At 66.2% G+C, this 21,449-nt stretch carries 27 protein-coding genes; 13 read left to right on the forward strand and 14 right to left on the reverse strand.

All coding sequences use genetic code 11. From position 1 onward, the window contains the following. The first annotated feature begins 22 nt into the window (after window positions 1–22). The 8 genes from ACLD02_RS12460 to fliR all read left to right on the forward strand — a co-directional run bounded on the left by ACLD02_RS12460 (window position 23) and on the right by fliR (window position 5,657). Window positions 23–1,159 carry a flagellar hook-length control protein FliK gene (locus ACLD02_RS12460; RefSeq protein WP_410298841.1) on the forward strand — a complete coding sequence of 379 codons (1,137 nt, stop codon included), beginning with the start codon at window positions 23–25 and terminating at the stop codon, window positions 1,157–1,159. Between the two features lie 321 nt (window positions 1,160–1,480). Beyond that, window positions 1,481–1,960, forward strand: coding sequence for a flagellar basal body-associated FliL family protein (locus tag ACLD02_RS12465; protein ID WP_410298842.1), 480 nt, complete (start codon window positions 1,481–1,483; stop codon window positions 1,958–1,960). Between the two features lie 13 nt (window positions 1,961–1,973). Beyond that, window positions 1,974–2,996 (forward strand): flagellar motor switch protein FliM, encoded by a 1,023-nt coding sequence (gene fliM / locus ACLD02_RS12470; protein ID WP_203105153.1) that lies wholly within the window; start codon window positions 1,974–1,976, stop codon window positions 2,994–2,996. After that, the gene (gene fliN, locus ACLD02_RS12475; protein WP_203105154.1) at window positions 2,989–3,465 is read left to right on the forward strand and encodes a flagellar motor switch protein FliN; all 477 of its coding nucleotides are present in this window, start codon (window positions 2,989–2,991) and stop codon (window positions 3,463–3,465) included. The genes fliM and fliN overlap by 8 nt, the downstream gene beginning before the upstream one ends. After that, entirely contained in the window at window positions 3,462–3,869 is a 408-nt protein-coding gene (fliO, locus tag ACLD02_RS12480) for a flagellar biosynthetic protein FliO (protein ID WP_203105155.1), read from the forward strand. Before fliN ends, fliO begins: the two co-directional genes overlap by 4 nt. Continuing rightward, a complete protein-coding gene (gene fliP, locus ACLD02_RS12485) occupies window positions 3,866–4,615 on the forward strand; it encodes a flagellar type III secretion system pore protein FliP (RefSeq protein WP_203105156.1) in 750 nt (249 codons plus the stop codon). The genes fliO and fliP overlap by 4 nt, the downstream gene beginning before the upstream one ends. After that, window positions 4,612–4,881: a flagellar biosynthesis protein FliQ gene (fliQ, locus tag ACLD02_RS12490; protein WP_203105157.1), complete on the forward strand. Its 270-nt coding sequence runs from the start codon at window positions 4,612–4,614 to the stop codon at window positions 4,879–4,881. The genes fliP and fliQ overlap by 4 nt, the downstream gene beginning before the upstream one ends. Beyond that, the gene (gene fliR / locus ACLD02_RS12495; protein ID WP_203105158.1) at window positions 4,878–5,657 is read left to right on the forward strand and encodes a flagellar biosynthetic protein FliR; all 780 of its coding nucleotides are present in this window, start codon (window positions 4,878–4,880) and stop codon (window positions 5,655–5,657) included. The genes fliQ and fliR overlap by 4 nt, the downstream gene beginning before the upstream one ends. Before the next feature lie 78 nt (window positions 5,658–5,735). On the opposite strand, the gene flgL is transcribed toward fliR, so the two are convergent. From flgL to flgB, 11 genes are all read right to left on the reverse strand, one after another. Next, window positions 5,736–6,947 carry a flagellar hook-associated protein FlgL gene (gene flgL / locus ACLD02_RS12500; protein ID WP_203105159.1) on the reverse strand — a complete coding sequence of 404 codons (1,212 nt, stop codon included), beginning with the start codon at window positions 6,945–6,947 and terminating at the stop codon, window positions 5,736–5,738. A gap of 23 nt (window positions 6,948–6,970) precedes the next feature. After that, entirely contained in the window at window positions 6,971–8,590 is a 1,620-nt protein-coding gene (flgK, locus tag ACLD02_RS12505) for a flagellar hook-associated protein FlgK (protein WP_410298843.1), read from the reverse strand. Between the two features lie 181 nt (window positions 8,591–8,771). Next, complete coding sequence (gene flgJ / locus ACLD02_RS12510) at window positions 8,772–9,758, reverse strand: flagellar assembly peptidoglycan hydrolase FlgJ (protein WP_410298844.1); 987 nt, start codon at window positions 9,756–9,758, stop codon at window positions 8,772–8,774. After that, window positions 9,758–10,876, reverse strand: a complete 1,119-nt coding sequence (locus tag ACLD02_RS12515; protein ID WP_203105162.1) for a flagellar basal body P-ring protein FlgI — start codon at window positions 10,874–10,876, stop codon at window positions 9,758–9,760. The genes flgJ and ACLD02_RS12515 overlap by 1 nt, the downstream gene beginning before the upstream one ends. A gap of 18 nt (window positions 10,877–10,894) precedes the next feature. Then, window positions 10,895–11,572 carry a flagellar basal body L-ring protein FlgH gene (locus ACLD02_RS12520; RefSeq protein ID WP_203105163.1) on the reverse strand — a complete coding sequence of 226 codons (678 nt, stop codon included), beginning with the start codon at window positions 11,570–11,572 and terminating at the stop codon, window positions 10,895–10,897. 19 nt (window positions 11,573–11,591) lie between these two features. Further along, window positions 11,592–12,374 (reverse strand): flagellar basal-body rod protein FlgG, encoded by a 783-nt coding sequence (gene flgG, locus ACLD02_RS12525; RefSeq protein ID WP_410298845.1) that lies wholly within the window; start codon window positions 12,372–12,374, stop codon window positions 11,592–11,594. 25 nt (window positions 12,375–12,399) lie between these two features. Further along, on the reverse strand, window positions 12,400–13,140 hold the full coding sequence (locus ACLD02_RS12530; RefSeq protein WP_203105165.1) for a flagellar basal body rod protein FlgF: 741 nt from the start codon (window positions 13,138–13,140) through the stop codon (window positions 12,400–12,402). Between the two features lie 15 nt (window positions 13,141–13,155). Then, on the reverse strand, window positions 13,156–14,346 hold the full coding sequence (gene flgE / locus ACLD02_RS12535) for a flagellar hook protein FlgE (protein WP_203105166.1): 1,191 nt from the start codon (window positions 14,344–14,346) through the stop codon (window positions 13,156–13,158). 26 nt (window positions 14,347–14,372) lie between these two features. Next, window positions 14,373–15,047, reverse strand: coding sequence for a flagellar hook assembly protein FlgD (gene flgD, locus ACLD02_RS12540; RefSeq protein WP_203105167.1), 675 nt, complete (start codon window positions 15,045–15,047; stop codon window positions 14,373–14,375). Next, window positions 15,047–15,451: a flagellar basal body rod protein FlgC gene (gene flgC / locus ACLD02_RS12545; protein ID WP_203105168.1), complete on the reverse strand. Its 405-nt coding sequence runs from the start codon at window positions 15,449–15,451 to the stop codon at window positions 15,047–15,049. Before flgC ends, flgD begins: the two co-directional genes overlap by 1 nt. A gap of 32 nt (window positions 15,452–15,483) precedes the next feature. Continuing rightward, on the reverse strand, window positions 15,484–15,894 hold the full coding sequence (gene flgB / locus ACLD02_RS12550) for a flagellar basal body rod protein FlgB (protein WP_410298846.1): 411 nt from the start codon (window positions 15,892–15,894) through the stop codon (window positions 15,484–15,486). A gap of 159 nt (window positions 15,895–16,053) precedes the next feature. On the opposite strand from flgB, the gene flgA reads away from it, so the two are divergent. The 5 genes from flgA (at window position 16,054) to ACLD02_RS12575 (ending at window position 19,368) form a co-directional block, all read left to right on the forward strand. Next, window positions 16,054–16,752 carry a flagellar basal body P-ring formation chaperone FlgA gene (flgA, locus tag ACLD02_RS12555; RefSeq protein ID WP_203105170.1) on the forward strand — a complete coding sequence of 233 codons (699 nt, stop codon included), beginning with the start codon at window positions 16,054–16,056 and terminating at the stop codon, window positions 16,750–16,752. Between the two features lie 86 nt (window positions 16,753–16,838). Continuing rightward, the gene (flgM, locus tag ACLD02_RS12560) at window positions 16,839–17,117 is read left to right on the forward strand and encodes a flagellar biosynthesis anti-sigma factor FlgM (RefSeq protein WP_410298847.1); all 279 of its coding nucleotides are present in this window, start codon (window positions 16,839–16,841) and stop codon (window positions 17,115–17,117) included. 1 nt (window position 17,118) lies between these two features. Then, window positions 17,119–17,568, forward strand: coding sequence for a flagella synthesis protein FlgN (locus tag ACLD02_RS12565; protein WP_203105172.1), 450 nt, complete (start codon window positions 17,119–17,121; stop codon window positions 17,566–17,568). 49 nt (window positions 17,569–17,617) lie between these two features. Continuing rightward, window positions 17,618–18,859, forward strand: a complete 1,242-nt coding sequence (locus tag ACLD02_RS12570) for an EAL and HDOD domain-containing protein (protein ID WP_338015228.1) — start codon at window positions 17,618–17,620, stop codon at window positions 18,857–18,859. A gap of 89 nt (window positions 18,860–18,948) precedes the next feature. Further along, a complete protein-coding gene (locus ACLD02_RS12575; protein ID WP_203105173.1) occupies window positions 18,949–19,368 on the forward strand; it encodes a hypothetical protein in 420 nt (139 codons plus the stop codon). Window positions 19,369–19,433: 65 nt separating this feature from the next. On the opposite strand, the gene rimI is transcribed toward ACLD02_RS12575, so the two are convergent. The 3 genes from rimI to rrtA are packed head-to-tail and all read right to left on the reverse strand — an operon-like array spanning window position 19,434 to window position 21,410. Next, a complete protein-coding gene (gene rimI / locus ACLD02_RS12580; protein ID WP_238401086.1) occupies window positions 19,434–19,934 on the reverse strand; it encodes a ribosomal protein S18-alanine N-acetyltransferase in 501 nt (166 codons plus the stop codon). Beyond that, complete coding sequence (locus tag ACLD02_RS12585; RefSeq protein ID WP_410298848.1) at window positions 19,934–20,761, reverse strand: hypothetical protein; 828 nt, start codon at window positions 20,759–20,761, stop codon at window positions 19,934–19,936. The genes rimI and ACLD02_RS12585 overlap by 1 nt, the downstream gene beginning before the upstream one ends. 43 nt (window positions 20,762–20,804) lie before the next feature. Then, complete coding sequence (gene rrtA / locus ACLD02_RS12590) at window positions 20,805–21,410, reverse strand: rhombosortase (protein ID WP_203105175.1); 606 nt, start codon at window positions 21,408–21,410, stop codon at window positions 20,805–20,807. Window positions 21,411–21,449: the final 39 nt, after the last annotated feature.

The following is a 21,449-nucleotide window of genomic DNA, read 5'->3' on the forward strand; positions in this document are numbered from 1 at the left end:
CCCCGCGTCGCAAGGAGTTCCCATGGACATCAATGCACTGCTCAATGTGAGCGCCAACGGCACCACGCCCCGCCAGGCGGAAAACACCTCCGGCGAGGGCTTCCGGGACACCCTGGAAACGGCGCGGGCCCAGGCCATGCCAGCCGGCCTGGCCATGCGAACCGCTACTCTGAATCCGCGAAGCGGCCAGACGGTGCCGGTTCCATCCGCCCTGCCCCTCACCCTGCTGGCCGGCGACGCCGCCACTCTGCTGGCACCGGGCGTGGCCACCACCGGCCAGGCAACGCCCGGCGACGAATCCGAGCCCCCCGCCGCGCAAGCGGGCGACGAGGATAGCCCGGCAGCGGAGGGGCTGACGATCCTGGCCGGTGCCCCGGCGCCAACCACCAGCCCGGCCTCCACCGTGGCGGACGCCCCCCCGGCGACGCCGGCGGCGTCCCACGGTGACACCGGCACCAACCCGGCCGCCCTGGCCCGCCAGGCAGGTCCCCGGGAAGGCGAGGCCAACGGCCAGCCACCCACCCTGGCGGAACGTCCGCCGTCATTGAGCAGAAGCGACACCCAGCAAGCCCCGGCGGCGCCGGTGATGGCGGAAACGCAACGCGCCGCCGACCGCCCTGGTGCCAGCGCGGAGCCCGCCACGCCGACCGCGCCAACCATGCAGCACGTCACCACCAACTCGTCATCCGCTCCCTCCCCGGCGACAACCACCACCGTGACCACCCTGCACACTCCGGTGGCGGCCTCTGGCTGGGGCCAGGAACTGGGCCAGCAAGTCGTAAGCCTGACCCGACGCGGCGACCAGCACATGGAGCTGCACCTCAACCCCCGCGACCTGGGCCCCTTGAGTGTGTCCCTGAAACTGGATGATCACGGCGCCCAGGCCCACTTCTTTTCCAGCCACGCGCCGGTACGCGGCGCCGTGGAACAGGCCATCCCGCAACTGCGCGAGGCGCTGGCCGAACAGGGCATCGCCCTGGGCGAAGCAATGGTCGGCGACCAGCCCCAGCAGCAATTCAACGGCCAGACCGGTGACGGCCAGGCCAATGGCGCCCCGGCCCCCGCCCTCGCCGACACCGGTGACGACGCCACCGTGACCGGCGCCGAACCCGTGCGCGCCGCCGCGCTGCCCACCAGCGGCGTGGATCTCTACGCCTGACGGCAGGCGCGGTAGATAGGGGCCGTAGGGACGACCGGGCGGCGCTCCGCTTCAATCGCCATCAAATGGCGGTGCCAGACCCCATCGCGACTGAAGTCGCTCCTACAGCACAATCCAACCGTCAGCGCACCACGGAGCCGCGCGGGATGCTACCTCGAAGCGTCTCGTCGTGGTCCTGATGGAGAGCAACCACCATCCCGTTAAAACACCACGAACCGAAAATAAGCCCTTTATCAGGCGCTTTTCTCCCCATGCGCCCAGGCACCACCCCGGCATACTCCCCCCAAGACACTCACAGCTCAGGCAAGGACATTCCCCGCAATGGCAGATTCCCCGAAGCGGTCGCGCAAAACCGGCGTCTTGATCGCCCTGATGGTGGTCCTGGTGGCCGCGCTGGTGGCGGTCAACCTGTACCTGCTGCTTGGCAATGACGACGCTCCCTCACCGGAAGCGGAGACCTCCGTCGACAACAAAACGCCAGAACCCACCCGGCTGGTACGACTCGACCCCTTCACCGTCAATATTCAGGGCGAACTGTGCGGCCAGCGGCTGCTCTACGTGGGCCTCTCCCTGGAAGTGGCCGACGCCGCCACCGAGAGCTACCTGCTCGATCACCTGCCACAACTGCGCAGCCGCCTGCTGATGCTGCTCTCCAGCCAGGACTCGGAAACCGCCGCCACCGTCGAGGGCAAACACGCCCTGGCCCGGCAGGTCCTGGCCAGCTTCGAGGAACCGCTCACCGCCTCGCAGCCGGACCTGGCGGTGCGGGATGTGCTGTTCACCGAGTTCATCGTGCAGTAACGGGGACGGGCCCATGGCACAAGACGACCTGCTTTCCCAGGAAGAAATCGACGCGCTGCTCAACGGTCCCGGCGAGGACCAGGAGGCACCGCAGGCGGAATCCAGTCCGCGGCCCTACGACCCGGCCTCCCAGCATCGGGTGATCCGCGAGCGTCTGCACAGCCTGGACATCATCAACGAGCGTTTCGCGCGCCAGTTCCGCGTCAGCCTGTTCAACCTGATCCGGCGCAGCGCCGACATCACCGTGGATTCGGTGCGCTACCAGAGTTTCAAGGATTTCGCCCGCAATCTGCCGGTGCCCACCAACCTTAACCTGATCGCCATGAAGCCGCTGCGCGGCACCGGCCTGATGGTGTTTCCGCCCAGCCTGGTGTTCATGGTGGTGGACAACCTGTTCGGTGGCGACGGGCGCTTCGTGACCAAGTCCGAAGGGCGCGAGTTCACCAACACCGAGCAACGCATCATCCAGCGTATCCTGCGGCTCGCCATCGATGCCTACCAGGACGCCTGGAAATCGGTGTATGCCCTGGACATCAGCTACCTGCGGTCAGAAATCCAGGCCAAGTTCGCCAACATCACCAACTCGCCCAACGAGATCATCGTCAACACCACCTTCCATCTGGAAGTAGGCAACCTGGCCAGCGATTTCCAGGTGTGCATGCCCTACTCGATGATCGAGCCGCTGCGCGAGCAACTCAACAACCCGGTGGTGGACGGCCACGACAGTGGCGATCACGCCTGGAGCCAGCGCATGGCCGGCGAGATTCGCCAGTCCGAGGTGGAACTGGTGGCGGAGTTCGTCACCGTGTCCAGCCGCATCTCCGAAATGATACGCCTGCAGCCCGGCGACGTGCTGCCCATTGAACTGCCGGCCACCGTCACCGCCCGCGTCGACGGCGTACCGGTGCTGGAATGCGAGTACGGCAGCCGTGACCAGCAGCGCGCGCTGCGAGTGTCGCGGGTGATCGACCACGCCAATGCCCACACGGCCACCAACGCCGGTTTCGTGAAGAGCAAGGACCCCGACCATGAGTGACCCCAACAAACCCGATCACAACGCCAGCGACGACGACTGGGACAAGGCCCTCGCGGAGCAGCAAGGCGACGGCGGCGAAGACGCCGATCCCTGGGCCGAGGCCCTGGCCGAGCAGGGTGCCGGCGACAGCGGCGCCCAGGCCGCCGGCGACCAGGTGTTCAAGCCGCTGGATGGCGGTGGCGTGGGCGCCGACCGTGGCGGAGATGCCCGTGACCTGGAAATGATCATGGACATTCCAGTCAAGCTGAGCGTGGAGCTGGGCCGCACCCGTATCACCATCAAACAGCTGCTGGAACTGGCCCAGGGCTCGGTGATCGAGCTCGACGGCCTGGCCGGCGAGCCCATGGACATCCTGATCAACGGCTATCTGGTGGCCCAAGGCGAAGTGGTGGTGGTGGAGGACAAGTACGGCATCCGTATCACCGAGATCATCACCCCGTCCGAGCGCGTGCAGAAGCTGAACCGATGAGCACCGACGCCACCCGCGAAGCCGCCCTTCAGGCCGTCAGCACCGGCGGCGAGGCGATGATCGGCCTGGCCGCCCTGGGCAAGACCGCCCTGGTACTGGCGCTGCTGGTGGGCATGATCGTGCTGTTCGGCTGGCTGGTACGCCGGCTGGGGCCCGGCCAGGGCCAGGACACGCGCTTGCTGCGGGTGGTGGCCAGCAAGGCGGTGGGCGCCAAGGAGCGGGTGGTGGTGGTGGATGTGGACGGCACCCGGCTGGTGCTGGGCGTGGGCGGTGGCCGGGTCACCCGTCTCCATGAAAGCACCGCGCCACCGACCGCGCCGCCCGATGAAATGGCGCGGAGCGAACGCTTCGCCACCCGCTTTGCCGAGGCCCTTAAACAGAATCTCGGCGGGGGCCGCTCATGACGGCCCGCCGCGCCCTGCCCTGGCTGATCCTGGCCACGGGGTTGCTGCCCGCCCTGGCCTGGAGCCAGGCGACCCTGCCCGGCATCGTCACCGAACCCACCGCCGGCGGTGGCCAGCAATGGTCGATCAAGCTGCAGACGCTGCTGCTGCTCAGCAGCCTGGCCTTCATCCCCGCCATTTTGCTGATGATGACCTGTTTCACCCGCATCATCATCGTGCTCAGCCTGCTACGTACCGCCATGGGTACCCAGGCGGCGCCGCCCAACCAGGTACTGCTGGGCCTGACCCTGTTCCTTACCTTCTTCGTCATGTCGCCGGTGTTCAACCAGGTGTATGACGATGCCTGGGTGCCGCTGGAACAGGGTGACATCGAGTTCGCCGAGTTCGCCGAGCGCGGCGTGCAACCGTTTCGCGAATTCATGCTTGGCCAGACCCGGGAACCGGACATCGCCCTGTTTGCCCGGCTGGCGGAAACCGGTCCGCTGCAGGGACCGGAGGATCTGCCCCTGCGGGTACTGTTGCCGGCGTTCGTCACCAGCGAGTTGAAAACCGCCTTTCAGATCGGCTTCACCATCTTCATCCCGTTTCTGATCATTGACCTGGTGGTGGCCAGCGTACTGATGGCACTGGGCATGATGATGGTGCCCCCGGCCACGATTTCCCTGCCTTTCAAGCTGATGCTGTTCGTCCTGGTGGACGGCTGGCAACTGATCATCGGTTCCCTGGCGCGGAGCTTTTTCGTATGACTCCCGAAACCGTTATGTCGATCGCCTATCAGGCGATGATGACCACGCTTTACCTGGGCGCGCCGCTGCTGATCACCGCGCTGGCCATTGGTTTGCTGGTGAGCCTGTTCCAGGCCGCCACCCAGATCAATGAGATGACGCTGTCGTTCATTCCAAAGATTCTGGGCGTGTTCGCCGTGCTGGTAATCACCGGCCCCTGGCTGCTGGCTCTGATCACCGATTTCACCCGTACTCTGTTTCAGAACATCCCGTTCCTGGTGCAATGATCGGGATTTCCTTCGATCAACTGCACGCCTGGCTGACGGCGTTTCTGTGGCCGTTCATGCGCCTGTCCGCGTTTTTCATGGCGGCGCCTCTGCTCGGCCACAGTGCCGTGCCGCGCCAGGTCAAGGTGGGCCTGGCGGCGCTGCTCAGCGTGGTCGTGGCGCCCCTGCTGCCGCCCATGCCGGCGGCGCCGGTGTGGTCCTGGACCGGCCTGGGCATCATGGTGGAACAGACACTGATCGGTGTCGCCATGGGGCTGGCGCTGCGCGTCACCTTCACCGCGGTGCAGGCGGCGGGGGAGTTCATCGGCCTGCAGATGGGCCTGGCATTCGCCACCTTCGTGACGCCGGACGGGGTCAACACCATGATCCTGTCACGGCTGTTCTACATGATCACCCTGCTTATGTTCCTGGCGGTGAACGGCCATCTCGTGGTGATCGATATCCTGGCCACCAGTTTCCGCACTCTGCCCATCGACACCCTGGGCCTGAACCCGGGCGCCTTCGAAATGCTGGTGCGCTATGGCGGCACCATCTTCGTGTCCGGTTTGCTATTGGCGTTGCCGCTAGTGGCGCCGTTGCTGATCGTCAACCTGTCGCTGGGTATTCTCAACCGTTCGGCGCCGCAGCTCACCGTGTTCTCGGTGGGGTTCCCGACGTCCCTGACCCTGGGGCTGTTCCTGTTGATGGTGCTGATGACCGACTTCGGGCGCTTTCTGCAGGGATTGTTCGGGCAAGGGCTGGGGTTCCTGGAACAGTTGGTGGCGGCGCTGGCCTGATCGCGACTGAAGTCGCTCCTACGGGGCAGGGCCGCAGTGTAGGAGCGACCGGGCGGCGTACCGCTTCAGTCGCGATCATCACAGACGGTCGAACAGGCTGGTGCCCTTGATGTCGACGAACGCCTTGCGGGCCGCTTCCAGGCTCACCTGACGCAGGCTGTACTCCGAGATCACCTCGGCGAAGGTGGCCGGATCACTGAGATCGCCGATCAGGTTGGAAAGGTTTTCGGTGTAGTTGAGCTTGCGGTTGCCGCCCACCGCGTCCACCACGTCCAGCTCGTTAAGCCGGGCGCCCACCGAGGCACGCACGGTGAGCACGTTATCCAGGCTGTTATCGAGCTCGCGCATCACCGTGTTCAGGGTGTTCTTGCGGGCTGCTTTTTCAGCGTCCGTGCCGGCGGGCTGTTCCAGCACCGCCAGGGCTTTCTCGAAGGTCTTGAACAGGTCGGTGTTCATGTTGGCGGCGCGGTCCATGGTCAGGCTGTCGCCGTCCGCCGGGGCACCATCCAGGGTGATGGACAACCCTCCGGTGGTGATCGGGGTGCCCTCTTCATAGGGCTGGGGCGCGCCGCCGTTGATGGTGTAGGTGGTGACGCCGGCGCCGACCTGGAAATCGATCTGGAACGCGTTGCCAAACGCCGGGTCGCTTTCGTCGATGATCAGCGGGCCGGTGAAGGTCATGTCGCCACCGTTACCGGCGGCGGCCTCGGCCACATAGCCGGCGCTGCCGTGAACGCTCTGGAATATGGTTTCACCATTATCGGTGACCGGCATGACACGGGAGGCGTCGATACGCTGCTGTCGAACGTTGCCATCACCGACATAATCGACGGTGCCGTCGGCGGCGCGCACGAAAGGCTCACTGGCATCCTGGTAACCGCCAAACAGGTGACGGCCGTTGCCGTCGGTGGCGTTGGCCTGGCCGATCAGGGTTTCGTAGATGCCGCGCAGGTCACTGGCCACGGAATCCCGATCAGCGTCGCTGAGGGTGTCGCTGGCGGCACGGATGATCTGGGTCTTGGCGCTGGCGATGGCATCGCCCACGCTATTGAGCACGCTCTCTTCCTGGGACAGCGCATTGCGCGCGCTGACCCGGGCGTCGGCGTACTGCTCGGTGACGGCCAGGGACTGGGACACCTGCACCGCCCGGGAGGCGGCCTGGGGATCGTCGGAGGGATTGACCACCCGGCGGCCGGTGGCGATCTGCTGCCCGACCCGGGTGAACTCCCCCTGCTGGCGGTTCATGGCGGTGAGGCTCTGTTCATACATGGTTACGGTGCTGATGCGCATCTTCGATCTCCCGGCGCTGGCGCTTAGCGCAGACCCAGAATGGCGTCCATGATGGCCGAGCCGGTCTGAATCACCTTGGCGTTGGCCTGATAAAACTGCTGGTAACGGATCAGGTTGGCGGCCTCCTCGTCCAGGTTGACCCCGGATTCGGATTGCTGCACCTCCCTGAGTTGTTCGCTCAACCCTTGCTGGGCTTCCAGGTTCACCTGAACGATGTTGGTGCGGTTACCCACATCGCCGACCATGGAGGCATAGGCGCCGTTGAGGGTGGCGCTGCCGCCCACCAGGAGAGCGTCCTGGAGATCCTGCATGGCCAGCGCGTTTTCATTGTCCCCGCTGCCACCGCCCTGGCCGGCGGCGATCAGGCCGGCCTCGTGGATGCGGTTTTCCAGGCCGCTGGCGGCTTGCCGGGTAGGCTGCAACTGGAAACGGTCGCCATCCACCAGGGTCGCCGCGCCGCCAATGGTGATCACGGTGCCACCGATCGCCATTTCACCGCTGGCGTCCAGGGTGGCGGTGAAGGTTTCGCCGCTATCTCGACGGGTGACCTGGAATTCACCGGCGGCGGCGTCGCTCACCACCAGGTCGTAGTCGCTGGCGGTGAGCTGATCCACGTCGCCGTAGGCGGCGCTGATGGTCGCGCCGCCGGCGTTGCCGTCATTCACGAAGGCTCGGGGCTGGCCCACGTCGAACAGCGCCTGGCCCGGATCGCCGTTGAGATCGGTGCCGGCCTGGTGCTGATAATTCAGCGCCGTGGCCAGGGACACCGCCAGGCGCCCCAACTGGTTCTGGGTTTTATCCAGGGTTTCATCACGGAAAGTGAGCAAGCCGCCCAGGCTGCCACCGGCAAGGGTGTCCTGATCCAATTCCACCTGGTTGCCGGCGGAATCGTTGTAGCCGATCACCAGACGGGTGGGGTCCTCGGCGGAGGCCTGGGTGGTCAGCGAGAAGCTGCGCGAGCCGGCCACCAGGGGCTGGCCGTTGCCGATGGACAGGTTGTAGGTGCCACTTTCCTGAATGGTCAGGGACACATCGAGCCGCTCGCTAAGTTCGGCCACCAGTTGATCCCGCTGGTTGAGCAGGCTGTTGGGCGCCTCGCCGTTCTTGGCCTTGGCCAGGGCGATTTCCCGGTTCAGGCCGGCGATCTGCTCGGCACTGTTGTTGATCTGGGTGACCTCGTCCTGGAGTTTTCCTTTCAGGCCATCCCGCAGGTCCTGGAGGTAGCCGTCGAAGGCGCGGAACTGGGCGGCCAGGGTATCGGCGGCGCCCATCACGCCCTGGCGGGCGGCCGGGTCCGATGGCGTGGAGGCTAGATCCTCCAGGGAGGAGAAAAAGTTCTGCATCAGCGGCGCCAGGCCGGCTTCACGATCGGCGAGCAGGTTATCGATCTGGCTGATCTGGGTATGGTAACTCTGCAGGGCGCTGGCTTTGCTGGTGGCGGCGTTGAGCTGGCCGGCCACGTAATAGTCGTACTGCCGCTGAATATCGTTGACCTGAACACCGCCGCTGACATTACGCTCGCCCAGCAGGGTCAGTTCCCGGTTGTAACCGGGCGTATAGACGTTGCTGATGTTGTTGCTGGTGGTGTTGAGCGCGTTCTGGGCGGCGTTCAGACCGCTCAGACCGATGGAGAAAAGACTCATGGTCGCCTTCCTTTAACCGTTATGCCCGTTATCGGCGGCGGGCGGGTTTTCTTGAGTTTCATCGCGCTTTTAGTGCGTGCTCTCCAGCCGGAACGCGTCACGGGCGGCTCCGTAGCAGTGGCGGCGTTGCGCTTCAGTCGCGATGAAGCTGGCACGGCGATGATCGCGACTCAAGTCGCTCCTACGGTGCCAATCGATCATGGCGGGAGCGACCGGGCGGCATGCTGGCCAGCCGCTCCGCCGCAATACCTCCGATGCGATCCATCACCGCCACCAGTTTGTCCGCGTAGGCCGGGTCGGTGGCGTAGCCGCCGTCCTGCAGGGCGCGGGCGGCCTGGTCGGCGCTGTCGGCGCGCAGCACGCCGGCGTAGCGGCCGTTGCCGGTAAGCAGACGGCCATGGTCGGCGAACGCCTCCTGATAGGAGTCGTAAACGCGGAAGCGTTCCACGCGCTTGACCCTCTGGCCGTCGATGTATTCGTGGGTGGTGACGTCGGTGGTCTTGCCTTGCCAGCCGGTACCGGCCTTGATGGCGAACAGGTTGTGGCTGTCGGCGCCGTCCTCGGTGGTGATGCGGTGGCGGCCCCAACCGGTTTCCAGGGCGGCCTGGGCCAGAATCAGCGGCGCCGGCACGCCGGTGCGGCGCTCGGCGTCCCGGGCCGGGCCGGCCAGCTGGTCGACGAAGGCTTCCGGGGTGGCCGGCGGGTTGGCCGCCGCCAGCAGCGGCGGCCGGGGTGCTTCGGCGCGCGCGGATCGATCGGCACGGTCGGTGCCAGCGAGTTCGCGCCCGGTCGCTGCCCCGTCGGTGGCCGCGCCGCCCTCCGCCCGCGATACGCCGGGCAGCGCCCGGGGCGTGCCCTTGGGAATGCCGGCACGGTCGGAGAGCTGGGCCACCAGTTGGTCCGCCAGCCCCACGCCGCGCCCGGCCAGGTGCTGGGAAAGCTGCTGGTCGAACAGGGATTCATAGAAGCGGGTCTGGCTGCTGTCGAGCAGGTCGGCCCGTGGTCCGGCATCGCGCATGGCCTTGATCATGCGGTGCAGAAACAGCGACTCGAACTGTTCGGCGGTTTCCCGCAGGGCGCCGCCGGGGTCCCGGGCGGCGCCCCGTTTAAGGCGATCGAGCCCCTGCACATCGAGAGCGAAACCGCCCTGTACGCCATCGGTGCTCATCACAGTATCTCCAGTTCCGCGCGCAGGGCCCCGGCGGCCTTAAGCGCCTCAAGAATGGACATAAGATCCTGGGGGGTGGCGCCCAGGGCATTGAGAGCATCGACCACCTGCATCAGGTCGGCGCCTTCCACCACCCGCAGAGCGCCCTGCTGCTGGCGTATGCTGATATCGCTGTTCGGCACCACGGTGGTATCGCCCTGGCCGAACGGTGCCGGCTGGCTGACGCCGTAATTGGTATCGATCACCACGGACAGGTTGCCGTGGGCTACCGCCGCCGGCTTCAGGGTGACGCGCCCGTTGAGCACCACCGAACCGGTGCGGGCGTTGATCACCACCTTGGCGGGCGCTTCGGTGGGGGTCACATAGACGCGCTCCACACGGGCCATGAAACTGACCCGCTCGTTGGCGCTGGTGGGCCCCTGCAAACGGAGGGTGCGGGCGTTGGCGGCACTGGCCACGGAGCGCCCGAACTCGGTGTTGATGGCACGTACCGCCCGTTCGGCGGTGCCGAAATCGGCGTCCTTGAGTTGCAGTTCCAGCACGCCGTTGGCCTCACCCAGCGCCAACGGCACTTCCCGTTCCACCAGGGCGCCGTTGGCGATGCGACCACTGGCCTGTTGATTGATCTGCACGCTGCTACCGCCGGCCTCGGCGCCGGCGCCGCCGATCAGCAGGTTGCCCTGGGCCAGGGCGTAGGTGGCGCCGTCGGCGCCCTTGAGGGGCGTCATCAGCAGGGTACCGCCGCGCAGGCTGCGCGCGTTGCCGATCGACGACACCACCACGTCGAGGCGCTGGCCGGGGGCGGCGAAAGGCGGCAGGTCGGCGGTGACCATGACGCCGGCCACGTTACGCAACTGCATGTTGGTGCCTTCGGGGATGGTGATGCCGAGCTGGCTGAACATATTGCGCAGGCTCTGGGTGGTGAACGGCGTTTGCATGGTCTGGTCGCCGCTGCCGTCGAGCCCCACCACCAGGCCATAGCCAACCAGCACGTTGTCGCGCACGCCGGCGAAATCCGCCAGTTCGCGCAGTGGCTCGGCACGCAGCGACGCCGGCAGCAGAGCCGCCAGCAACACCACGATGCCGGCACGACGAACCAATTCCACGATAAATGCCATGCTCCCGGGGCCTCGCCGTCAGAAGGGGGAAATGTTCAGGAAGAAGCGCTGCAGCCAACCCATGGTCTGCGCCTCGTTGATGTAACCATCGCCGACGTACTCAATGCGCGCGTCCGCGACCTGGGTCGAGGCAACCCGGTTGCCAACGCTGATTTCCCGGGGGTCCACCACGCCGGAAAAACGAATGAACTCGGTGCCCTGGTTGATCAGGATCTGCTTCTCGCCACGCACCCGCAGGTTGCCGTTGCCCAGCACTTCCAGCACCGTCACCGTGATGGTGCCGGTGAAGGTGTTGCGCGCCTGGGAACCACCGCCACCCTGGAAGGTGTTCTCGCCGGCCAGGTCGAAACCGTAATCGCTCAGGTCCTCCAGACCCTTGGGCACGGCGGTGGGGGTCAGGGCGGCGGAGCCGTTACGGTCGGCGTTGCTTTGCGAACTTTTCGAGGCGCTGACCTGCTCGTCGAGCAGCACCGTGAGTACATCCCCCACCATGACCGGGCGGCGGTCCTCGAACAGCGGTCGATAACCGCGCCGCGCCTGAAACAGGGAGCCATCGGGCCGTGCTGGTGGCGGTTGCGGAATCGCCACCTTCTCCTGCTCGCCGACCACCGAGGGCCGCGGTAGCTGGGCACAGCCGGACAGCGCCAGGACGGCGATCATCAAGGCCAGCAAAAGACGGCGCGGCACGAGGTTCATCAGGCTCTCCCGGGATCGGTTACAGCTGCGCCAGCCGGGACAGCATTTCGTCGGAGGTCTGCACCGCCTTGCTGTTGATCTCGTAGGCGCGCTGGGTCTGGATCATGTTCACCATCTCCTCCACCACGTTGACGTTGGAGGTCTCCACGTACTTCTGGTAAAGGCTGCCGGCGCCGTTCATGCCGGGCATGCTTTCGGTACGCAGACCGGAGCTGGTGGTCTCCAGATAGAGATTCTCGCCAATGCTCTCCAGGCCCGCCGGATTGACGAAAGTGGACACGGTGAGCTGGCCCACCTCCACGCTTTCGCTGGAACCGGGCTCGGTGACCGACACCAGCCCATCCTTGCCGATGATCACCTGCAGGGCGTTCTCCGGGATCATCACCGCCGGCTCCAGGGGGTAACCGCTGGAGGTGACCATCTGGCCGTTCTGATCAAGCTGGAAACTGCCGTCACGGGTGAAAGCCACGTTGCCATCGGGCAAACGGACCTGGAAGAAACCCTTGCCGTTGATGGCCAGATCCCGGGAGTTGCCGGTGTTCTCCAGCCCCCCCTGGCTGTGCAGGCGTTCGGTGGCCACCGGGCGCACGCCGGAGCCCACCTGCATGCCCGAAGGCAGCGAGTTCTGCACGTCGTTGGCGCCGCCGGGTTGCCGCAGGTTCTGATACAGCAGGTCCTCGAACACGGCGCGGGATTTCTTGAAACCGTTGGTGCTGACGTTGGCCAGGTTGTTGGCGATCACGTCCATCTTCACCTGTTGGGATTCAAGGCCGGTTTTCGCGGTCCACAGGGATTTGATCATGGTATTTCCTCGTGGTTAACGGGGCTCAGTTGATCGACAGCAGACTGTTGGCCCGCTGGTCGTTTTCGTCGGCGCTTTCGATCACCTTCATCTGCATTTCGTAGCGACGACCGTTGTCGATCATCGCCACCATGCCGTCGATGGCGCTCACGTTGCTGCCTTCCAGGGCGCCGGAGATCATCCTCGCCTCTTCATCCAAAGCCAGTTGGCCTCCGTCGTCGGGACGGAACAGGCCGTCCTCGCCCCGGGTCAGGCCGGCGTCGGCGCCGCTCACCATCTTCAACCGAGCGACGCGGACCAATGCATCCGGGTCCTGCCCGGGACCGATGGCACTGAGAGTGCCGTCGGCGCCCATGGACAACCGCGCGCCCAGCGGCACCATGATCGGGCCGCCTTCGCCAATCACCGGACGGCCGGCGCTGTTGAGCACGCCGTCGGCGTCCACCTGAAGATCGCCGCGCCGGGTGTAGGCCTCGCCGCCGTCGTCGCTCTGCACCGCCAGCCAGGCATCGCCCTGCAGGGCCACATCCAGATCGCGGCCGGTGGCGTTCATCGGCCCGGCGGAAAAATCCGAGCCCGGCGTGCTGGCCACCACCGAGGCGCGGGTGGCCAGCACGCCGTCACCTTGCACCGGCACCGCGCGCATCGCATGCAGCTGCCCCCGGAAGCCGGCGGTGGAAACGTTGGCCAGGTTGTTGCTGACCACCGCCTGGCGATCCATGGTCTGCTTGGCCCCGCTCATGGCGGTGTAGAGGATGCGGTCCATCGTGGCGGCCCCCTATCAGCGTAGGTTGACGGCGCTTTGCAGCACCTCGTCCTGCACCTTGATGGTCTGGGTATTGGCCTGGTAGTTGCGTTGCGCGACGATCAGGTCCACCAGTTCCGAGGTCAGGTCCACGTTGGACTTCTCCACGGTGCCCGACTCGAGCCCGCCAAACTGCCCTTCGCCGGCCAGCCCCAGCAGTGGCTGGCCGGAGGTGCCGGTTTCCTTCCAGGCGTTGTCGCCGGCCATCTCCAAGCCTTCCGGATTACGGAAATTGGCCAGCGCTATGGTGCCCAGCACCTGGGATTTTTCGTTGGAGTAATTACCGATGATGTTGCCCGCCTCATCGAAGGTGATGCCCACCAGGGAGCCGGCGGCGGCGCCGTTCTGGGTCAGGGTATCCATGGCGAAACCATTACCGAACTGGGTGGTGCCGTCGAAGTCGATGGTGAAGTTGAGCGGGTCCGCGCCGCCGCCCGGAGTGAAGGCGTAGGTGGGGAAGGTGCTGGCCCCCTCGTCGAGCACCCCGTTGCCGTCGAACACCAGTTCGCCCACGTTGGCGGGGTCGGCGGTACCGTCCAACGCCACCCGTACTTCCCAGGTGTTGTCGGCGGTCTTGGTGAAATAGGTGGTCATGGTGTGCTGCACGCCCAGGGAATCGTAGGCGGTGCCGGTGTTGGCGTAGGAGTAGCTGTCACCGTCGGCGGCGTCGAAGGGTGTGGTGGCCCGGTCAATGGTGTCGGCGGTGGCGTCCATCTGGAACGAGGCCTGCACCGCGCTGGTGGCCACCGCCGGCATGGCGCCGGCGGGCACGCGCAGGGTCTCCGGCTGGCCACCGGTACCGACACCGGCGGGAAAGCCGGTTAGCCGCGCGCCCTGGGCGTTGACCAGGTAGCCGTCGCTGGTCAGTTTAAGCTGGCCATTGCGGGAATAGACGATTTCCTCACCTTGCTGGAAGCGGAAGAAACCGGCGCCGTTAATACCCAGATCCAGGTTACGGCCGGTGGCTTCCAGCGTACCGTTGGAGAAATCCTGCAGCACCGCCGCCACGCGCACGCCCTGGCCGGCCATGGCACCGGTGTAAACATCGGCGAACTGGGTGCTGGCGCCCTTGAAGCCCACGGTCTGGGCGTTGGCGATATTGTTGCCCACCACGTCCAGGTTGATGGCGGCGGAGTTAAGACCACTGAGTGCCTGTGAAAAGCCCATTTGTTTGCTCCTCGAGAGTGTGCGGGTCAGAGGATCTGGCGGATGTCCGCCAGAGCCACGGGTTCGGAAATGCCGCCCAGATCCAGACGCGGCGCCCCTTCCTGGTCCAGGCTGACGCCGTTCACCAGGGCATAGTTGAGTTGCGTGGCATCGACGCTGTCACCATCGGCGGTGGCTTCCACGGATACCGTGTAGGCGCCCTTGGGCGCGGTTTCGCCGTTGTCCATTTCGCCGTTCCAGGTGAACGATTCCACGCCGGCTTCCATGGGGAAGCTGTCGAAGCGACGCACGACTTCGCCGCTCTCATTGCGAATGGTGATGGTCACCTCATCGGCGCCACGGCCGAGTTCCACGCCAAACGGCGTGGTGGTGCCGTCCTCTCCCACCAATACCCGCTGCCCGGGCACCAGCACGCCCTTGCCGATCAGACCGGCGGCCTGGATCGCCTGGCCAGCATCGATCTGCCCGGTGATGGATTCCAGGGTGGCATTGAGATCCTGGATTCCGCTGACCGTGTTGATCTGCGCCAGCTGAGAGGTCATCTCGGCGTTTTCCATCGGATTCATCGGGTCCTGGTTCTTGAGCTGAGCAACCAGCAGCGTCATGAAACTGTCCTGCAGATCGGCGGCCTGATCAGCGCCGCCGTTGGGCGCGACGCCGTTGATCCCGTTCAGGACGCTGGTATCAATGGTCGAGGCCATCAGTTTTCTCCCAGGGTCAGTGTCTTCATCATCAGTTGCTTGCCAGTGTTGAGGACTTCCACATTGGCTTGGTAGGAACGTGACGCCGAGATCATGTTGACCATCTCGTGGACCGGCTCCACGTTGGGCATGGTCACGTAACCCTGGTCGTCGGCCAGCGGATGGTGGGGCTGGTATTCCTGACGCATGGGCGCGTCGTCCTCCACCACCCCGCGCACCGCCACGCCACCGATGCCGCCGTCCTGACCGCGCGCTTCGAACAGAACCTGCTTGGCACGGTAGGCTTCACCGTTCGGGCCGGCCACGCTGTCGGCATTGGCCAGATTGCTGGCGGTGACGTTCATGCGCTGCGACTGGGCCGCCATGGCCGAGCCGGAAATATCGAAAATCGAAAACATGGACATGGAATCTCCTCGCACCTCTATTCGGGCTGCCTCTATTCAGACTGCATGGCGGATTTAAGACCCTGGATACGACCGTTGAGCAGGCTGAGCGCGGCCTGGTAGCGCACCGCGTTGTCGGCGAACCGGACCCGCTCCACATCCATGTCCACGGTGTTGCCGTCCAGGCTGGGCTGAGCCGGCACCCGGTACAGTAAATCACCCACGGCGCTGGCGCGGCCCCGGGCCGGGATGTGACCGACCGCGGTGGTGCGCAGCGCCAGACCACCCTCGCCGCCACCGTTATCCATGGCCCGGGACAGCTCCCGACCGAAGTCGAAATCGCGGGCCTTGAAGTTGGGGGTATCCGCGTTGGCGATGTTATTGGCCAGCACCTGTTGCCGTTGGTGGCGCAGTCCAAGCGCCTCCTGGTCATAATTCAGGGCGGCGGCGAGCCGGTCGATCATGCCGAAACTCCAAGAAAATACGGTCGATGGCAGACTAACCAGGAGCCGGAAACAACAAAGGCGCGAACAGGGCACGGTTTCGGCCCCATTTCGATTCTTCGCCACGCTGACGGCGCTCTAGAATGGCGGAATGGATACACGATGGGAGCGCCACCGGTGATGATCGCCCGATTCCTTCAACGCCGGCGGCGGTCCGCCCTGCTACTGACCGGGCTGCTGCTGGCACCGACCGCCAGCATGGCGGCGGACGACCTCCTGGCGGCGCGGGTGCGCGCCTTTCTGGCGCAACGCGCCGCCGGCCTTGATGGCCAGGTGTCGGTGACGGTGGCCCCGGCCACCGCCGAGCTGCCGCCCTGCCCATCTCCGCGCCCGTTCATGCCAGGCCGGGACCAGCCGCTGGCGGGCCGGGTGACGGTGGGCATCCATTGCGATGACCTCGGCGCCATGGTGCGGTACCGGCGCGCCAGGGTGTCGGTGATCGGCGATTACTGGGTGACCGCCCGCCGCCTGGAAGCCGGCACGGTGATTGACGACGGCGCCCTGGAGCGCCGCCACGGCGACCTGGCGGCCCTGCCCGACCAGGCGGTGCTGAGCAAGGAGGCCCTGCTGGGCCGGGAGGCACGGCGGACCCTCGCCGCCGGCCAGGTGCCAAGGGCCCATCAGATCCGTCGCCCGCCCCTGGTGGCGCGGCGCCAGACCGTGAACCTGGTGGCCGGCGGCGAGGGCTTTCGCATCAGCCGGGAGGGCCGCGCCCTGGACGAAGCCGGCCTGGGCGATCCGGTAAGAGTGCGCCTGCCCAACCGGGAAGTGGTGACGGCGCGGGTCACCGGGCCCGGCGAAGCGCGGGTGGACTATTGAAAATGGGACCGTCATCACGGATTGGGACTAAAGTTCCCACCGGCCACGCCGATAGTCCGGGATGACAGCGTGATGGAGGGTTTCCCTTGAAAATCGACAACATTTCCCACCTGTATCCGTCGAACACGGTGAATCAGGGCAAGGCCGGCGAGCGGGTCGGCAGCGACGGCCAGCGCCCCGACGCCACCGAGGCCGGCGAGGTGGCGCACCTGCGCGCGCCCGCCGGTGACGGCCAGGACATCGATCGGGCCCGGGTGGAAGAAGTGCGCCAGGCGATCGCCGAAGGGCGCCTGGAAATCCGCGCCGACCGCATCGCCGACGGTCTGATTCAAAGTGTCCGGGACCTGCTCGGCGAGGATCACTGACATGAGCCTGGCGGTCCACCTGCGGCGCCACCGTGAGCGCCTGGACGAATTGGTGACCCTGCTGGAACAGGAACGCGCTCACCTGGCGGCGGGGCCGGTGGATGGCGCGGAACTGGGCCGCCTGGCGGAACGCAAACAGGCTTGCCTGACGGCGCTGAATGAGTTCGAGCAGCGCCGCCGGGAGGTTCAGCGCCGCCTCGGTTACCGCGACGATCACGAAGGCGACCGTCGCGCCGCCCGCCAGGCCGGCTGCGCCGACCTGTGGGCCGCCATCCTGACCACCGCGCACCGTGCCGCCGACCTCAACCGCACCAACGGCGTGCTGATCGGCGTGCGCATGGAAAGCAATCAACGCCTGCTCAACGGCCTGCGGGAATGGGCCGGGCGCGGCCTGTATGGACCGGACGGCCAGGCGCGGACCGGCGGCGGGCGGGTCGACCAGCACGCCTGACCCCCTTCCATCACCACGACAAGCCACACCATCACAGGAACACCAATCCGTGAAAACCCAGGACATGCTCGACGAGGACGAAAAAATCGATGTCTTGCTGGCCTGCCGGCCGGTGTTCAACCGCGGCCAGGACGTGGCCGCCATCCAGTTGTTGCTGGATCAGGAGGGAGGCGACCAGGGTGCCTCGCTGTCCGACCTGGAGCACTCCTCGCCGGTGATCCTCGGCACCTACGCCTCGCTGTTCCAGAATGGCCGGGTGGAAGCGGTGCCCAGCTTTCTGCGCGTTAGCGAGGAAGTTCTGCTCGCGCCCCAGCTCACCGCGTTACCCAAAAAGCAGTACATCCTGGAAATCCCCGGCGACCTGCTGCTTACCTCCGACCTGGTGGAGCGGTTGCGCGGTCTGGCCCGGCGCGGCTACCGCCTGGCGCTGGCGGACTATGATCCGGATGATGACGAACTGGACGTGCTGCTGGAGGTGGTGCACATCGCCAAGGTCAACACCCGCCATCTGGACCACGACGGCGTACGGCGCGCCACTCAGCGGCTGCGCCGCCACGGCGTGGAAATGCTGGCCGATTACCTGGACGACCGCATCGCCTTCCGCCAATGCGTGGAACTGGGCTTCGACTACTTCCAGGGCGACTTCCTGCGTGAACCGGAACCGGTCAGGGGCAAGAAAATCGCCGGCAACAAGCTGCTGTTACTGCAGCTTCTATCGGAACTGCACAGCCCGGACGCGTCCCCGGCGCGGCTGGAGGAAATCGCCATCAAGGATGCCCAGTTGACCTGGCGTATTCTGCGCACGGTGAACTCCGCGGCCACCGGGCTGCGCCGGGAAGTGAATTCCATTTCCCACGCCATCGCCCTGCTCGGCCTCAACGAAATCCGCCGCTGGGCCAACCTGTTCCTGGTGGAGGGCGCGCCGGACAAACCGGAGGCCCTGACCCGGGACATGCTGGTGCGTGGCCGCATGTGCGAAGCGCTCGCGGAGTTGTGCGAACGTGACAATCCGGTGGACCACTTCATCGTCGGCCTGCTTTCACAGCTTGATGCCCTGCTCGACATCGGCATGCCGGAACTGATGGAGCAGGTACCGCTCAGCCAGGAGGTAAAGACCGCCCTGCTCAACCGCGCCGGCGGCCCCGGCGAGATCCTCACCGAAGTGGAGGCTTACCAGGCGGGCCGCTTCGACGCTCTGCGCCTGCTCGACGACCGCCGCTACTACGAAGTGGCTTACCGCCACAGCGTGGCCTGGGCCCGCCAGGTGCAGCAGGCCATGGTTCCCGAATAAGGGTGTTTCCCGAATAACGGACGACAAGTGAACACCCGTGCTACAGTAGCGCGCGACCGGAGTCCCATAATCGATAACAAGGATGCCCCATGCGCGCGCTTTTTATTGCCCCCTTGCTGGCCGTGTTCGCCCTGCTCGCCGCCTGCAGTAATACCCCAGACGACGATGTCATCCGTGATGCCCTGGAGCAGGAGCTGAAGCAGGCTCATCTGGCTGAGCTGTTCACCGTCACCGAGGTGGAGATTCTCCAGGCCTACCCCCAGGAAGGCGACGACCAGATCACCCTGGATGTACGCTACACCATGGAAGCGCGCCAGGGGCTGTCCGAGTACAGCCGGACGGTCAAGAATGACGAGGAGCGTGACGCCATGGACCGCTTCGCCATGGTCATGGCCCTGGCGGCGGTGCGGGTGGAATTCGGCGATTTCGAGCAGGGCGACACGTTCAACCAGGAGCGCCGCCTGGACCTGCAACGCACCGAGGACGGCTGGCGCATCCCACGCCCGTAGCGGTAGCGGCGCCCGCCACGTCCCCGTAGGAGCGTCTCGTCGCGACCCGGCTGGAGGGTTCGACCCTACTTATGGCTGCCGGCGATCTCGGCCATCATCAGCACCGCGTCCTCCCGGCCCTCGCCCCGGGTACGGTAATAGCCCTTGCGGCGGCCGGTCTCCTCGAACCCCAGCGCCCGGTAGAGACACTGAGCGCCGACATTGCCGGCGCGCACCTCCAGAAACATCACCGCCATGTCCTCGGCCTCCGCCTCCGCCAAGGCCCGACCCAGCATCCAGCGGGCCAGCCCACGGCGCTGCCAGGCCGGAGCCACGGCGATGTTAAGCAGATGGCATTCATCGAGCACGCTGGAAAGAATCATGAAGGCCACCGGCATTCCCTCCACGGTGGCCACCTGGCAGCGATAGCCGCTGCGCAGGCAATCGCGGAAGTTGCCGCTGCTCCAGGGCGTGACCTGGCTGGCCTCTTCAATGGCCTGCACCCGCTCCAGATCAGCGCTGGTGAGAGCGCGCAACCGCGCGCCGGCCGGGCCGGTCGCCCGGGGCTTGCCCGCCGTGCCCATCATCAACGACCGCCAAACCCCTCGGCCACCATGGCCCGCCAGCTATCGCGCTTGTGACGCACCGGCTCGGCAAGCATCTCTTCCAGGCTGCTCACCACCAGGGCCGGCAGTTCGCCGAACCGGAACGGTTGATAGCGCGGTTGCTCGAACAGGGCGCCGGCAAGTGCCTCGTCGAGGCACATCAGCACCCGCTTACCCCCCTGACGACCGGCCAGGCCGGCGAGAAAAGCCCCCAATGCCTGGACCGCCTCGCCGGCGGCGGTGGGCTGGCCGGCCAGCGGGCAGTAGAAACGACGGGGCCGCTCCCGGCCCGCCCCGAACACCGCCAGCAAGGCACCGGCCAGGGAACCGGTATGGCGGCCCAACTCCGGCGCGCTCGGGTCTTCCTGCTGGAACACCACCCAGGTGTCGCCGGCCAGGTGCGCCTCCAGGGTGAACACCAGGATGCCCGCGCGGCCGCCCTCCTCCGCGAAGGCGTTGCGGGTCTCGGGCGCGCGCGTGTTCTCCCGGGTCCGGGGCGGCTCTTTAACTGGCGCGGAAGGCTTGTCGAGCGCTGAAGGCTCTTGCAAGTGCGCTGAAGGCTCGTCCAAGCGCGCTGAAGGCTGATCCAAGAGCGCTGAAGGCTCTTCCTCCGCCGGGGCCTGGGGCAACCGTACCGGGCGCGGCACCACGGAGGCGGGTACCGCGTCGGCCATGGGCGTGGGCTGGCCGTCGCTTTCCGCCTCCCAGTCCAGCGTCTCACTGGGCGCCGCGCCGGGCAGGGGCACCCGCGCCACCCAGGGTGTCAGCCCCAGGGCCCGCAGATAGCTTTGGCGTTGCGCTTCGTTCATGGTCGGCTCGGTGAAAAAACGGATGAGACGCAGCTTAGCAAATTCACGCCGGCGGCTGTATCGCGGGACGCGCAAAGCGGGCCGTCAGCCCCTGAACGGCGGCCAGCAAGGCGCCGCTCAGCGCGCCATACAGGTGTGCGTTCACATAAACCCGACCGTGAATCCAGGCACGCAGATAATCCAGATCGTAGCCCGGGGTCTGCTCCCAGATCAGACGCCCCGCCACCAGCGCCAGCACCAGGGAATGCAGCACCGGGTTACCGCGCCAGCCGATCAGCAGGCAGTACACCAGCAGCCCCTGCAACAGGCCGGAGAGGCCCACGTACCAGTCCAGGTCCCGATCAATCAGGAACATGGCCAGGCTCACCAGGGGCGCGCTGACCAGAAACCACAACCAGAACCGGCGGCGGTCCAGCAGGTCCCGGAAGAACCACAGGATCAGCCCCAGCCCGGCCAGGTTCATCAGCGTGTGCCAGTGATTCAGATGCACCAGATGGGCGCTGAACAGCCGCCAGATTTGACCCGCCTCAAGGGCTACCCGGTCATAGCGCAACGTCGAATTGACCCACGGATGCGCCACGCCCAGGATCAGAACCAGAGCGGAGAAGGCAGCGGCATGGACAAACAGCTTGGGGTCGCGGGCGGTCATGGGCGCAGCATACGCCGGCCGGCCGGAATTGCCCACTGC

The sequence above is a fragment of the Alloalcanivorax sp. C16-2 genome, from assembly GCF_046507615.1.
GTDB lineage: Bacteria > Pseudomonadota > Gammaproteobacteria > Pseudomonadales > Alcanivoracaceae > Alloalcanivorax > Alloalcanivorax marinus_A.

Excerpts from the sequence above, each read along its gene's own strand:
- flgA (WP_203105170.1), top strand. The coding sequence starts at position 16,054 with ATGATCGCCCGATTCCTTCAACGCCGGCGGCGGTCCGCCCTGCTACTG.
- fliM (WP_203105153.1), top strand. The coding sequence starts at position 1,974 with ATGGCACAAGACGACCTGCTTTCCCAGGAAGAAATCGACGCGCTGCTC.
- ACLD02_RS12575 (WP_203105173.1), top strand. The coding sequence starts at position 18,949 with ATGCGCGCGCTTTTTATTGCCCCCTTGCTGGCCGTGTTCGCCCTGCTC.
- rrtA (WP_203105175.1), bottom strand. The coding sequence starts at position 21,410 with ATGACCGCCCGCGACCCCAAGCTGTTTGTCCATGCCGCTGCCTTCTCC.
- flgJ (WP_410298844.1), bottom strand. The coding sequence starts at position 9,758 with ATGAGCACCGATGGCGTACAGGGCGGTTTCGCTCTCGATGTGCAGGGG.
- ACLD02_RS12530 (WP_203105165.1), bottom strand. The coding sequence starts at position 13,140 with ATGGACCGCATCCTCTACACCGCCATGAGCGGGGCCAAGCAGACCATG.
- flgK (WP_410298843.1), bottom strand. The coding sequence starts at position 8,590 with ATGAGTCTTTTCTCCATCGGTCTGAGCGGTCTGAACGCCGCCCAGAAC.
- ACLD02_RS12585 (WP_410298848.1), bottom strand. The coding sequence starts at position 20,761 with ATGAACGAAGCGCAACGCCAAAGCTATCTGCGGGCCCTGGGGCTGACA.
- flgE (WP_203105166.1), bottom strand. The coding sequence starts at position 14,346 with ATGGGCTTTTCACAGGCACTCAGTGGTCTTAACTCCGCCGCCATCAAC.
- flgD (WP_203105167.1), bottom strand. The coding sequence starts at position 15,047 with ATGGCCTCGACCATTGATACCAGCGTCCTGAACGGGATCAACGGCGTC.
- fliO (WP_203105155.1), top strand. The coding sequence starts at position 3,462 with ATGAGCACCGACGCCACCCGCGAAGCCGCCCTTCAGGCCGTCAGCACC.
- flgB (WP_410298846.1), bottom strand. The coding sequence starts at position 15,894 with ATGATCGACCGGCTCGCCGCCGCCCTGAATTATGACCAGGAGGCGCTT.
- ACLD02_RS12465 (WP_410298842.1), top strand. The coding sequence starts at position 1,481 with ATGGCAGATTCCCCGAAGCGGTCGCGCAAAACCGGCGTCTTGATCGCC.
- flgC (WP_203105168.1), bottom strand. The coding sequence starts at position 15,451 with ATGTCCATGTTTTCGATTTTCGATATTTCCGGCTCGGCCATGGCGGCC.
- flgG (WP_410298845.1), bottom strand. The coding sequence starts at position 12,374 with ATGATCAAATCCCTGTGGACCGCGAAAACCGGCCTTGAATCCCAACAG.
- fliN (WP_203105154.1), top strand. The coding sequence starts at position 2,989 with ATGAGTGACCCCAACAAACCCGATCACAACGCCAGCGACGACGACTGG.
- flgL (WP_203105159.1), bottom strand. The coding sequence starts at position 6,947 with ATGCGCATCAGCACCGTAACCATGTATGAACAGAGCCTCACCGCCATG.
- rimI (WP_238401086.1), bottom strand. The coding sequence starts at position 19,934 with ATGATGGGCACGGCGGGCAAGCCCCGGGCGACCGGCCCGGCCGGCGCG.
- ACLD02_RS12515 (WP_203105162.1), bottom strand. The coding sequence starts at position 10,876 with ATGGCATTTATCGTGGAATTGGTTCGTCGTGCCGGCATCGTGGTGTTG.
- fliP (WP_203105156.1), top strand. The coding sequence starts at position 3,866 with ATGACGGCCCGCCGCGCCCTGCCCTGGCTGATCCTGGCCACGGGGTTG.
- fliQ (WP_203105157.1), top strand. The coding sequence starts at position 4,612 with ATGACTCCCGAAACCGTTATGTCGATCGCCTATCAGGCGATGATGACC.
- ACLD02_RS12520 (WP_203105163.1), bottom strand. The coding sequence starts at position 11,572 with ATGAACCTCGTGCCGCGCCGTCTTTTGCTGGCCTTGATGATCGCCGTC.
- fliR (WP_203105158.1), top strand. The coding sequence starts at position 4,878 with ATGATCGGGATTTCCTTCGATCAACTGCACGCCTGGCTGACGGCGTTT.
- ACLD02_RS12460 (WP_410298841.1), top strand. The coding sequence starts at position 23 with ATGGACATCAATGCACTGCTCAATGTGAGCGCCAACGGCACCACGCCC.
- ACLD02_RS12565 (WP_203105172.1), top strand. The coding sequence starts at position 17,119 with ATGAGCCTGGCGGTCCACCTGCGGCGCCACCGTGAGCGCCTGGACGAA.